The following is an 11,572-nucleotide window of genomic DNA, read 5'->3' on the forward strand; positions in this document are numbered from 1 at the left end:
GCCGGCCCGTCAGCGCGCGGCGGGCCCGTCCGCGTGGAATTTCAGCAGCGCCGCGGCCACCGCCTGCGGCGCTTCGCGCTGCGGAAAGTGGCCGACGCCGTCCAGCACCCGCCGTTCATAGCCGCCGGTGAAATAGTGCTCGCGGCCCTCGGACGTCGCGGGCAGGTTGCAGGTGTCCGCGCCGCCGTGCAGCACCAGCGTGGGCAGCGCCAGTTGCGGCGCGGGCGTGAGCCGCGCGCTGTCCTCGGCGTAGGCCGGGTCGCCGGCCTCGAAGCCCCAGCGCTGGCGGTACGAGTGCAGCACCACCGCGGGCCAGTCGGGGTTGTCGAAGGCGCGCGCGGCCTCGTCGAATTCGTCCGGCTGGTACCAGCCGGACGGCGACCAGGTGTCCCACAGATAGCGCGTGAAGGCGCGTGCCTCCTCGCGCACGGCCGCCGCGCCGCGCGGCGTGGCCATGAACCAGTGGTACCAGTAGTTGCGCGCCTGCGGCAGCGGCAGGGCCTGCGCCGGGTCGTTGGTGCCGTAGCCGACCGACAGCAGCGCCAGGTGCGAGGCCACGCCGGGTTGCAGGCCGCAGGCGTTGGCGGCGGCGCGCGCGCCCCAGTCGTGGCCGACCAGCAGCGGCCGGCGCAGCCCGAGCGCGGCGATGAAGTCCAGCAGATCGCGGCCCAGCGCCGCCAGTTCGCCGCTGCGCGGCGTCGCCGCGTCCAGGAAGCGGGTCGGGCCGAAGCCGCGCAGCGCCGGGCATAGCACGCGGTAGCCCTCCGCCGCCAGGCGCTGCGCCACCGGGCGCCAGCATTCGGGGCTGTCGGGCCAGCCGTGCAGCAGCACGGCGACGCGCTCGCCGCCGGGATTCCATTCGAGGTAGGCGATCTCCAGCCGGGGCGTGCGGAGGGTGGCGTAGGCGGTCATGGTCGTGCGTCCTTGCGGTATCGGGAAAGGCCACGATAGCGGCGCCGGCAATCACGATTGGTGAATAATGTGAAGTTATTATCAATGAATCACGTATTGAGGAATCGCCCATGGACACCCCCGCGGCGCCGGCCGGCGCGGTGCTGGACCTGACCCTGCTGCGCACCTTCCTGGAGGTCGTGGACCATGGCGGCTTCGCGCTGGCGGCCGATGCGCTGGCGCTGACGCCGTCGGCGGTCAGCGGCCACATCAAGCGCCTGGAGTCGGCGGCCGGCGCCGTGCTGCTGGAGCGCACCACCCGCAGCTTCGAGCTGACCGCGGCGGGCGAGACGCTCTACGCCTACGCGCGCAATATCGTCGACCTGGAACGCGAGGCCCGCGCCCGCCTGCGCGGCGCCGGCCTGAAGGGACGGTTGCGCATCGGCTCCTCGGAAGACTTCGCCGGCGCCTGGCTGGCCGAGGTGCTGCAGGCGTTCCACCGCGCCCATCCCGGCGCGTCGATCGAATTGAAGGTGGGCGTCACGGCCGACCTGCTGCGCCAGCAGGAACGCGGCAAGCTCGACGTGGTGTTCGGCAAGCGCTGTGCGCGCGTGCACGATGACGGCGAACTGCTGTGGGAAGAGGAACTGGTGTGGGCCTGGGGCGAGGACAAGCCGTGGAAGCCGGGCGAGCGCGTGCCGCTGGCGGTGTTTCCCGATCCCTGCGTCTACCGCGAGGCCGCGATCGCGGCGCTGGGCAAGGCGCGGCGCGCCTGGCTGCCGGCGTTCGAAAGCGCCAGCATGGCGGGCTGCCTGGCGGCGGCGCAGGCCGGCTTCGCGGTGGCCCCGGTGGCGCGCAGCCAGTTGCGCCAGGGCCTGCGCGCGCTGTCGCGCGAGGACGGCATGCCGGCGCTGCCCAACGCGCGCTTCTACGCCTTTGCGCGCTCGGCCGAGCCGGCGGTGCGGGCCCTGGTCGCGGCCGTGCGCGAGACCGGGCAGCGGCGCCGGTTCGCGCGCTGAACCGCGGGCTTGCGTTGTTTCAATCGCCCTGATTGAGGAAACCAAATGGACGCGTGGCGCCGCGTCCCGCACGATGGTGCCCATGTCTTCTATAAGACCGGCGCAGCCGCCGCCGGTCCAGGCATCTGAATCCAAGGAATCATCATGGCAAATTTCCTGCTTGCATTGGTCACCGCTGAACTCTCCCTCTTCGGCGTCGACGCCGCCGCCGCGCCCGTGGCCGCCGCCCCGGCCGAGGCGCCGGCCGCCGACACCTCGCCGCGCTTCGACAGCGAGCACTACCGCAGCGCGCTGGGCTGAGGCGCAAGGCTGTAGAAATAGGCAGGTTTCACGCAAGAACGAGCCTGTACGCTGCACCACGCGATTCTTAATATCCCTCTCACGCCCGGGGTCGATGGTTTCCGCGTGAATCCATGGACGACGGCGGGTCGCCGGCGTGTTGCCGGCGGCTGCAAGCAGAGGGAGATCGCATGAGCACCGAAAAAATCTGGTTTGTCACAGGCGCCGCGGGCGGCCTGGGTCTGGCACTGGTCAGGATGCTGCTCGATCAGGGGTGCCACGTCGCGGCCACGGCCGACGATGTGGATGTGTTGATGGAGGCCGTGGGCGCCAAGCTCGAAGGCCGCTTCCTGCCGCTGGAAGTGGATCTGGCCGATGAAGGCAACGTGCGCCGCGCGGTCGACACCGCCATTGCCGCGTTCGGCCGCATCGACGTGGTGGTCAACCACGCCGGCCACGGCCTGTCCGGGCCGCTGGAAACGCTGTCCGACGACGCCTTGCGCGGCAGCTTCGATGTCAACGTGTTCGGCGTGCTGAACGTGGTGCGCGCGGTGATGCCGCGCCTGCGCGCCCAGCGCGCGGGGCACGTATTCAATATCTCGTCGATCCTCGGTTTCGATGGCGGCCGCGCCGGCTGGGGCGCCTACAGCGCCGCCAAGTTCGCGGTCAGCGGCCTGACCGAGGCGCTGGCGCTGGAAGCCGCGCCGCACGGCGTGCGGGTGTCGCTGGTCTACCCGGGCGCGATGCGGGCGGGCGCTGACGAGCGCGGCGGCCATCCCGAAGCGGGACAGGCCGTGGCGGCGGGATATCCGGCCGCCGGCGATCCGGCCAAGGCGGCGCGCGCGCTGATCCAGGCGGCCGACGGGCAGTACGCGCCGCTGCATCTGTTCCTGGGCCGCGACGCCTTCGACCAGGCGCGGGGCAAGATCCAGTCGGTGCAGCAGGAGCTGGCGCGCTGGCGCGAGATGTCCGTGTCGATCGGCTTCGTCGACGAACGGCGCATGGCGGCCTGAGCGCCGGGCGGCGCCTACCCGGCCAGGCCCTGCGCCACCTGGTAGGCGCCCAGCAGCGCCAGGCTCACCATGAAGCATTGCTTGAAGGCGCGCGGCGACAGCCTGTCGCGCAGCCATTGTCCCAGCGCCATGCCGGCCAGCGCCGGCAGCAGCATCAGCACCGAGGCGCCGGCCGCGTCCGGGCTGTAGCTGCCGGTCAGCCACAGGCCCGCCGCCAGCGCGACGGTCGAGACCGTGAACGAAATCCCCATGGCCTGGATCAGCCCATCCTTGCCCAGGTTCAGCGCCTGCAGATATGGCACGGCGGGAATCACGAAGACGCCGGTGGCGGCGGTGATGAGGCCGGTGACCACGCCGACCGCCGCGCCCAGCGCGCCCTCGTGGCGCGCCGGGACCACGGGCGGCTTGCCGAACAAGCCCCAGGCCGCGTAGGCCACCAGGGCGACGCCCAGGCAGACGCTGGCCCAGTGGCCGGCCGGCGCGCCCAGCCAAAGCGCGCCGCCGATCGTGCCCGCGCACACGCCGAGCTGCATCGCGCCGATGCGGCGCAGCACCCGCATCAGCGTCGGCCACGGCCGCGCCTGCCAGAGATTGGTGATGAGCGACGGCACGATCAGCAGCGCGGCGGCCTGGGCCGGCGCCATCACCAGCGCCAGCATGGCCATGGAGATGGTCGGCAGGCCCAGCCCCACCACGCCCTTGACCACGCCGGCCAGAACGAACACGGCGGCGGTCGCCATCAGCAGCGCCGGCGTGGCGATGCCGGACAATTCGTGCAGGTTCATGCGGCCTCGCAATGCGCGGTGAGCGGGTCGCGCGGCCGGCCGAACAGGGCATAGGCGACGTCGTCGGCGCCGCCCTGGCTGGCGGCGCGCAGCAGCCACTGGCGGCCTTCGCACAGGTCGGCGGGCTGGCTGGCGCCATACAGCGCGGGGCCGCCGATCAGGGCGATGCCGAGCATGCGCTGGGCCGGCGCATGGCCTTCGCGCGCCGCGGCCCGCAGCCACGTCAGCATGGCGGGATAGTCGCCCTGGGTCTGGGCCTCCAGCGCCAGGGCGTATTTCTGCACCGGGGTGGCGTAGGCCGACAGGCCGTTGCTGGCTTCGGCGCGGCCTGAGGAGTGCAGCGCCAGCGCGATCAGCAGCGCGGCCGGCCAGGCCACGGCCATGCGCCGCGTGAGGGAGTGGTTCATGGAAATTCCCCGTGATGGATGATCGACAGCCCGATTCTGCGCGCGGCGGGCGATGAACCCATATCGGGATCTCGCTGAGTCTGCCTATGGAACAGCCTGAGCCTGGCGTGCTACGCTTTTCGCATGCGCTTCGACCTGACCGATCTGCGGCTCTTCCTCAATGTGCAGGAAACCGGCTCCATCACGGCGGGCGCCCGTCGCTCGCACATGACGCTGGCGTCCGCCAGCGAACGCATCCGCGGCATGGAAGAGACGCTGGGCGTGCCGCTGCTGCTGCGCGAGCATCGCGGCGTGCAGGCCACGCCCGCCGGCCGCACGCTGGCGCATCACGCGCGCCTGGTGCTGGCGCAGATGGACCGCATGCGCGGCGAGCTGGACCACTACGGCCAGGGGCTCAAGGGCCACGTGCGGGTGCTGTGCAACACCACCGCGCTCAGCGAGTACCTGCCGCAGGTGCTGGGCGCCTTCCTCAAGGACCACCCGCGCGTCTCGGTCGACCTGGAAGAGCGCCTCAGCTACGAAATCGCCGACGCCCTGCGCGCCGGCACCTGCGACATCGGCGTGCTGGCCGATTCCACGGATCTGCACGGCCTGCGGGTGCTGCGCTTTCGCCATGACCCGCTGGCGCTGGTGCTGCCGCCAGGCCATCGGCTGGCGGGGCGCGAGACGGCGCTGCTGGCCGACGTGGCGGACGAGGAATTCGTGGGGCTGGTGGAAGGCAGCGCATTGCAGGAGCACATCGCGCACCATGCGCGCCGCGGCGGCAAGGCGCTGTCGTACCGCGTGCGGCTGCGCAGCTTCGACGCCGTCTGCCGCATGGTGGGGCAGGGCGTGGGCATCGCCATCATGCCGAAGGTGGCGGCGGTGCGCTACGGCCGCGCGGCCGGTGTGCGGCGGGTTGCGCTGGTCGACGACTGGGCCGTGCGCGACCTGGTGCTGTGCGTGCGCGGCGAGCTGCCGGCCTATGCGCAGCAGCTGGTGGCCTACGCGCTGCGCGATGCGCCCAAGACCTAGCGGCCAGCGCGTGGCGCGTGTTGGCGTGAACCAGCCCCCCGCGCGTCCTCAGCGTTGCGCCAGTCCGGGCTTGCGCAGGTGCCCCCGCTCGAACCATGAGCCCGACGCCACGGCGGTCAGGATGATCAGGCCATACAGGCACATGGCGGCCGCGGCGATCAGGAAGAACAGCGTCAGCGATCCGGTCAGGTGCAGCGCCACGCCGCCGATGCCCGCGCCCACCGCCAGGCGCAGGAAGCCGGCCCACAGCGGCCATTTCAGGCGGCCCGCGCCCTGCGAGGCGAAGTACATCGAGAACCCGAGCGCGAAGAAGCCGTACACCGGCCCGACGATGCGCAGATAGGCGCTGCCGGCTTCCAGCATGTGGTCCTCGGCGCCGAACAGGCGCAGCCACACTTCGGGAAACAGCGCCGCCGCCAGGCCGAGCGCCTCGGCCAGCGCGAACGCCATCGCGCCGCCGGTGAGCGCCACGCGCAGGGCGCGTTCCGGCTGGCCGGCGCCGATGTTGGAGCCGACCATCGCGACCATCGGCGCGCCCAGGCCGAACGCCAGCGGCATCATCAGGTATTCCAGCCGCACCGCGATGCCGTAGCCGGCCACCGCGGCGGTGCCGGCATAGGCGCCCACCAGCGCCGCCGTCAGCGCCACCAGGCCGTTGGTCAGCAGCGGATTGAGCGTGGCCAGCGCGCCGACGCTGAGGATGTTGCGCATCAGGCTCAGGTGCAGGCGGCAGCGGGTCAGGCGCGCGGCGTTGCGGCCGCTCAGGCAATAGCCGCCCAGCACCAGCGTGCCGACGGCGTAGTAAGTGACCAGCGCCCAGCCGCCGCCGGCCACGCCCAGCGCCGGGAACGGGCCCCAGCCGAAGATCAGGCACGGCGACAGCGGCACCAGCAGCAGCGCGCCGCCGCAAATCACCGCGCCCGGCACCAGCATGTTGCCGGTGCCGCGGATGACGCTGGCGAACGCGTTCATCAGCCACATCAGCACGATGCCGCCGAAGATGACGTTGGAATAGGCCAGTGCCGCCTCCAGCGCGGCGCCTTCGGCGCCCAGGGCGCGGTACAGCAGCGGCCCGAAGGCCAGCAGCAGCACGCAGAACAGCAGGCCCAGCGCGGCGTTCAGCACCACCGCGTGCAGCACCAGCTGGTCGGCCTCCTGCTGCCGTCCGGCGCCCAGCGTGCGCGCCACCGCGGCGGAGATGCCGCCGCCCATGGCGCCCTGCGACATGTTCTGCATCAACATCAGCACCGGCACCACCAGCGCCACGCCCGCCAGCACCGGCGTGCCCAGCCGCGCCAGGAACCAGGTCTCGATCAGGCCGGTGGCGGACTGCGCCAGCATCATCAGGATGTTGGGCCACGCCAGCCTGGCCAGCGTGGGGGCGATCGGCGCGTGCAGCATGGCCTGCAGGCGGGCATTGGCGGGGCGGGGCGCGGAAGAGGCGGACATGGCGGACGGCCGGAGGGGGAGTCCGCAAAATTTACGTGCATATGCCAATATCTGTCAAGATTGCGCTAGACTCGAACCCGGCGCGGCAGTAGCGTTATGGGCTCGCCAGCGGCCCCTTTCCTGGCCGCGCCGGCGCGCGCCGCCCCGGCGTACCTTTTCCCCTTGCCGTCCGAAGCCATCATGTCCGACGCCGATTCCTCCGCCATTCCCCAGGACCCGCTGGTCTGCAACGGCGCCGCGCTGCGCAAGGCGACCCGGCGCGTCTCGCAGCTGTACGACACGGTGCTCGCGCCCTGCGGCCTGAAAGTGTCGCAGCACTCGATCCTGGTGCACATCGCCCGCGCCGGCTCGCCGTCCATGACCGACCTGGCGCGCGCCATGGTGCTGGACCGTTCCGCGCTGGCGCACAACCTCAAGCCGCTCGAGCGCGATGGCTACGTCCACATGGCCCGCGACGAGCGCGACGGCCGCAGCCGCCGCGTGGCGCTGACCGACGCCGGCCGCGACAAGCTGGCCGAATCCAAACGCCTGTGGAAGGACGCGCAGCGCCGCTTCGAGGCCGCCTACGGCGCCGAGCGGGCCGCGGCGTTGCGGACCTCGCTGGCGGACATCTTCTCCGACGAGTTCGCGCTGGCGTTCAGCCGCGGCTAGCGCGCGCGGGCCAGCACCAGCACCGCGCCCAGCACGCAGGCCATGCCGGTCAACTGGCTGACCGACAGCGCCTCGCCCAGCAGCAGCGCGGCCAGCAACACGGCCGAGACCGGCGCGATCGCGGTGAACAGCGCGGCGTCCGAGCCGCTGACGCGTTCGGCGCCGGCGTACCACAGCACGAAGCCGCCCACGGTCGGCGCCAGCGCGTAATAGGCCACGGCCAGCAGCGCGTCCACCGGCACCGGCCGCGTCCAGGGCGCTTCGGCGAGAGCCGCCGGCAGGCACACCGCCAGGCCGATGGCGACCATCAGCGTCGACAGCGCCAGCGGCGGCACCGGCGCCCGCAGCCGCTTGTGCAGCAGGATGAACAAGCCCTCGCACAGCACCGCGCCCAGCACCAGCGCGTTGCCCGGCAGCGTGCCGCCATCCTGCGCCACGCCGCTTCGCGTCATCAGCCAGACGCCCGCCGCCGCCACCGCGATGGCCAGCAGCGTGGCCTTGCCGGGCCGCTCGCCCAGCAGGGCGATGGCGATGCCGGCCGACACCAGCGGCAGCGTGCCCAGGATCACGCCGCCGTCCACCGCCGACGTGCGCTGCAGGCCGGCGATCAGCAGCGTGGTGTAGCCGACGCTGCCGGCGATGGCCTGCGCCGCCAGCAGCAGCCAGTCGCGCCAGGCCAGGCGCGGCAGGCGCGCGCCAGTCAGCTTCCACAGCACGGCGAAGCAGGGCAGCGCCAGGGCGAAGCGCAGCGCGGTGGCGCTGAACGGCGGCAGGCCGGCGGCGATGATCTTGCTGGCGACGACGGTGCTGCCGACCAGCGCCATCGCGGCGGCCAGGCAGCAATAGCCTTGCAGGGTACGGTTCATGAGGATGCGGCCATGACGGAGAAGGCCGCAGCGTAGGCGCGGACGGGGGCCGCGGTCTTGAACGAAATTGCGCGGCGCCGATTCAGCCGGCGGCGGCCAGCGCGTAGCGCCCGGGCGAGACGCCGTAGGCGCGCGTGAACAGCCGGGTCATGTGGCTCTGGTCGGCAAAGCCGGCGCTGGCCGCCGCGTCGGCCAGCGCCATGCCCTGGCGCAGCAGGCGGCGCGCCAGCAGCAGCCGGCGCTGCACCTGGTAGGCGTGGGGCGTCATGCCGGTGGCGCGGCTGAAACCGCGCAGCACCTGGAAGCGGCTCAGGCCGCAGGCCTGGGCCAGGTCGGCCAGCGACAGCGCGGCGGCCGGGGCGTCGTCGATCAGGCCGAGGGCATGGCGGATGGCGGCGGGGGCGCCGTCATCGGCCGGCGCGTTTCGCGCCAGGCCGCCGGCGCGCGCCAGCACCCGCGCCAGCAGCACGTCGCGCGCCAGCGCGTCGCCGCCCATCACGGCCAGCGCATACAGCGCCAGCAGGTCCGCCGCCAGCGCCGGGGCGTCCATCACCGGATGTTCGAATTCAAAACCGCGGGCGGCCGGCAGCGCGTCGGCCGCGCCCGCCACCACCGCGGGATCCAGGTACAGCATCTGCCAGGCGCGTTCGCCGCCGATCGGCGCGCCGTCATGCACCTCGCCGGGATTGACCGTGATGACGTGGCCCGGGCCGGCCTCGACCTGGCCGCGGCCGCTGTGCGACACCTGCGCCCCGTGGCGGATCACGCCGATGCCGTACTGGTCGTGCGTATGCCGCGCGAAGGCCCGCCCGCTGCGCGCGGCCACGGCCTGCACGCCGGCAAGGGCGCTGCGCGACATGACGAACTGGCTGGCGGGCATGGCAGGGCTCCGGGTTGGCGGCGGGATCAGGGCCGCCCGCCGCGGCTGAAGACCTCGCGCAGCGCCGCCGCGAACAGGGCGTCGACGTTGCGGCGCAGGCCGTCGGCGCGGGTGAACAGCGAGATCGGCGGCAAGGTCCAGTCGAAAGAATACGGCACGATCGCCGCGCCGGCGATGCGCACCAGCTCGTCGGCGATGTCGGCCGGCAGGATGGACACGGCGCGGTCGCTGGCGACGATCATTTCGCCGATCAGCTTGGACGAATCGCTCTGCACCGAGGGCGTGGGCGGCGCCAGGCCGGCGCGCAGGAAGATGTCGGCCACCTGTTCGCGGATCGGGCTGTCCGGCGTGCCCAGGATCCAGTCCAGATCGGCCAGCATGTTCCATTCCAGCCGGGCGCGGCCCAGGCGCGCCGCCAGGCGGCGGCTGGCGATCAGGCGCGGCGGCTGGTGGTACAGCACCTCGAAGTCGATCTGGCCCAGGTCCACCGACGGCGTGGCCCAGCCCACCACTACGTCCAGCGTGTGGTCGCGCAGCTGGCGCAGCAGCGCGGGGCCCTGGCCCTCGTGGATGGTGGCGGTGATGCCGCGCCCCTGCGGCATGGTGCGGGCGATGGCGGCCGACAGCATCTGCCCCGAGACGAACGGAATCACCCCGATGTGCAGGTGGGCGGCCTGGCCGGCGGCCACGGCCTCCATTTCCTGCACCAGGTGGCCCAGGTCGTGCACCAGCGCCCGGGCCCGCGCCAGCACCACCGCGCCCAGGGGGGTGGGGGTCATGCCGCGCACCGAGCGTTCGAACAGCGGCACGTCGAACATGCTTTCCAGTTCGGCCAGCGCGTTGGTCACGGCGGGCTGGCTGGTGGCCATGTGTTCGGCCACCCGCGTCAGCGAGCCGTGCTGCTCGATCTGCAGCAGCAGCATCAGGTGCCGCATCTTCAGCCGCGAGGTCAGTTTCCGGAGCACCTCATCCGGGGAAAACGGTGTCATAGACAAGGCATAAGATAAAAGTGATGTGACAATATTAAATCTGAATGAACACCTTATGCCTGCGGCCCTAGAATTTTCCCTATTCAAGACTAGGAGGCGCCGCCCCATGAATTCGCAAGCAGACCGCCAGGCCGCTCTGGACTACCACGAGTTTCCCACCCCGGGAAAGATCTCCGTCGTGGCGTCCAAGCCGCTCACCAACCAGCGTGACCTGGCCCTGGCGTACTCGCCCGGCGTGGCGGCGGCCTGCGAAGAAATCGTGACGGATCCGGCCAATGTGTTCCGCTACACTGGCCGCGGCAACCTGGTCGGCGTGATCTCCAACGGCACCGCGGTGCTGGGCCTGGGCAACATCGGCGCGCTGGCCTCCAAGCCGGTGATGGAAGGCAAGGCGGTGCTGTTCAAGAAATTCGCCGGCCTGGACGTGTTCGACATCGAGATCAACGAAACCGATCCGGACAAGCTGGTCGAGATCATCGCCGGCCTGGAGCCGACCTTCGGCGGCATCAACCTCGAAGACATCAAGGCGCCCGAGTGCTTCACGGTCGAGCGCAAGCTGCGCGAGCGCATGAAGATCCCCGTCTTCCATGACGACCAGCACGGCACCGCCATCACCGTTTCCGCCGCGTTCATCAACGGCCTGAAGGTCGTGGGCAAGCAGATCGACAAGGTCAAGGTCGTGACCTCCGGCGCCGGCGCGGCCGCGCTGGCCTGCCTGGATCTGATGGTGGACCTGGGCCTGCCGCTCGAGAACATCTGGGTCACCGACATCGAGGGCGTGGTCTACGAAGGCCGCACCGTGCTGATGGACCCGGACAAGGCGCGCTTCATGCAGAAGACCGACGCCCGCAAGCTGGCCGAGGTGATCGAGGGCGCGGATGTGTTCCTGGGCCTGTCGGCTGGCGGCGTGCTCAAGCCCGAGATGGTCGCCAAGATGGGGCCGCGCCCGCTGATCCTGGCGCTGGCCAACCCCACCCCGGAAATCCTGCCGGAAGTGGCGCACGGCGTGCGCGACGACGTCGTCATGGCGACCGGCCGTTCGGACTACCCGAACCAGGTCAACAACGTGCTGTGCTTCCCGTACATCTTCCGCGGCGCGCTGGATGTGGGCGCCACCACCATCACGCGTGAAATGGAAAAGGCGGCGGTGTATGCCATCGCCGAGCTGGCCGAGGAAGAGCAGAACGAAGTGGTGGCCGCCGCCTACGGCACCTACGACATCTCGTTCGGCCCCGAGTACCTGATTCCCAAGCCCTTCGATCCGCGCCTGATCGTGCGCATCGCGCCGGCGGTGGCCAAGGCCGCCATGGAAGGCGGCGTGGCCACGCG

At 71.6% G+C, this 11,572-nt stretch carries 13 protein-coding genes; 6 read left to right on the forward strand and 7 right to left on the reverse strand.

Annotated elements, in window-relative coordinates; translation table 11 throughout:
* Positions 1–9: 9 nt before the first annotated feature.
* Positions 10–912 carry an alpha/beta fold hydrolase gene (locus AOZ53_RS28865; protein WP_054490385.1) on the reverse strand — a complete coding sequence of 301 codons (903 nt, stop codon included), beginning with the start codon at positions 910–912 and terminating at the stop codon, positions 10–12.
* Between the two features lie 110 nt (positions 913–1,022).
* Here AOZ53_RS28865 and AOZ53_RS28870 point away from each other — a divergent pair, with 110 nt between their 5' ends.
* The 3 genes from AOZ53_RS28870 to AOZ53_RS28875 all read left to right on the forward strand — a co-directional run bounded on the left by AOZ53_RS28870 (position 1,023) and on the right by AOZ53_RS28875 (position 3,202).
* Complete coding sequence (locus tag AOZ53_RS28870; RefSeq protein WP_054460423.1) at positions 1,023–1,910, forward strand: LysR family transcriptional regulator; 888 nt, start codon at positions 1,023–1,025, stop codon at positions 1,908–1,910.
* Between the two features lie 144 nt (positions 1,911–2,054).
* Entirely contained in the window at positions 2,055–2,210 is a 156-nt protein-coding gene (locus AOZ53_RS34875) for a hypothetical protein (RefSeq protein WP_197286538.1), read from the forward strand.
* Between the two features lie 170 nt (positions 2,211–2,380).
* Entirely contained in the window at positions 2,381–3,202 is an 822-nt protein-coding gene (locus AOZ53_RS28875) for an SDR family NAD(P)-dependent oxidoreductase (RefSeq protein ID WP_054428660.1), read from the forward strand.
* Positions 3,203–3,216: 14 nt separating this feature from the next.
* Here the strand turns inward: AOZ53_RS28875 and AOZ53_RS28880 are convergent, their stop codons facing one another.
* Positions 3,217–3,987 carry a sulfite exporter TauE/SafE family protein gene (locus AOZ53_RS28880; protein ID WP_054490387.1) on the reverse strand — a complete coding sequence of 257 codons (771 nt, stop codon included), beginning with the start codon at positions 3,985–3,987 and terminating at the stop codon, positions 3,217–3,219.
* The gene (locus AOZ53_RS28885) at positions 3,984–4,394 is read right to left on the reverse strand and encodes an SEL1-like repeat protein (protein WP_054428658.1); all 411 of its coding nucleotides are present in this window, start codon (positions 4,392–4,394) and stop codon (positions 3,984–3,986) included. The genes AOZ53_RS28880 and AOZ53_RS28885 overlap by 4 nt, the downstream gene beginning before the upstream one ends.
* Before the next feature lie 123 nt (positions 4,395–4,517).
* On the opposite strand from AOZ53_RS28885, the gene AOZ53_RS28890 reads away from it, so the two are divergent.
* Positions 4,518–5,408 carry a LysR substrate-binding domain-containing protein gene (locus AOZ53_RS28890; RefSeq protein WP_054490389.1) on the forward strand — a complete coding sequence of 297 codons (891 nt, stop codon included), beginning with the start codon at positions 4,518–4,520 and terminating at the stop codon, positions 5,406–5,408.
* A gap of 48 nt (positions 5,409–5,456) precedes the next feature.
* Here the strand turns inward: AOZ53_RS28890 and AOZ53_RS28895 are convergent, their stop codons facing one another.
* Positions 5,457–6,857, reverse strand: coding sequence for an MATE family efflux transporter (locus tag AOZ53_RS28895; protein ID WP_054490391.1), 1,401 nt, complete (start codon positions 6,855–6,857; stop codon positions 5,457–5,459).
* A 180-nt stretch (positions 6,858–7,037) separates the two neighbouring features.
* Here AOZ53_RS28895 and AOZ53_RS28900 point away from each other — a divergent pair, with 180 nt between their 5' ends.
* Entirely contained in the window at positions 7,038–7,508 is a 471-nt protein-coding gene (locus tag AOZ53_RS28900; protein ID WP_054490402.1) for a MarR family winged helix-turn-helix transcriptional regulator, read from the forward strand.
* On the opposite strand, the gene AOZ53_RS28905 is transcribed toward AOZ53_RS28900, so the two are convergent.
* From AOZ53_RS28905 to AOZ53_RS28915, 3 genes are all read right to left on the reverse strand, one after another.
* Complete coding sequence (locus AOZ53_RS28905; RefSeq protein WP_054490393.1) at positions 7,505–8,374, reverse strand: DMT family transporter; 870 nt, start codon at positions 8,372–8,374, stop codon at positions 7,505–7,507. The genes AOZ53_RS28900 and AOZ53_RS28905 overlap by 4 nt on opposite strands.
* An 82-nt stretch (positions 8,375–8,456) precedes the next feature.
* Complete coding sequence (locus AOZ53_RS28910) at positions 8,457–9,254, reverse strand: AraC family transcriptional regulator (RefSeq protein ID WP_054490395.1); 798 nt, start codon at positions 9,252–9,254, stop codon at positions 8,457–8,459.
* A 26-nt stretch (positions 9,255–9,280) separates the two neighbouring features.
* Positions 9,281–10,243: a LysR substrate-binding domain-containing protein gene (locus AOZ53_RS28915; protein ID WP_054490396.1), complete on the reverse strand. Its 963-nt coding sequence runs from the start codon at positions 10,241–10,243 to the stop codon at positions 9,281–9,283.
* A gap of 106 nt (positions 10,244–10,349) precedes the next feature.
* Between AOZ53_RS28915 and AOZ53_RS28920 the strand changes: the two genes are divergently transcribed.
* A partial coding sequence (locus AOZ53_RS28920) for a malic enzyme-like NAD(P)-binding protein (RefSeq protein ID WP_304439188.1) occupies positions 10,350–11,572 on the forward strand: 1,223 nt, incomplete at its 3' end.

Source organism: Achromobacter sp. 2789STDY5608621 (assembly GCF_001299375.1).
Lineage (GTDB): Bacteria > Pseudomonadota > Gammaproteobacteria > Burkholderiales > Burkholderiaceae_B > Achromobacter > Achromobacter insuavis.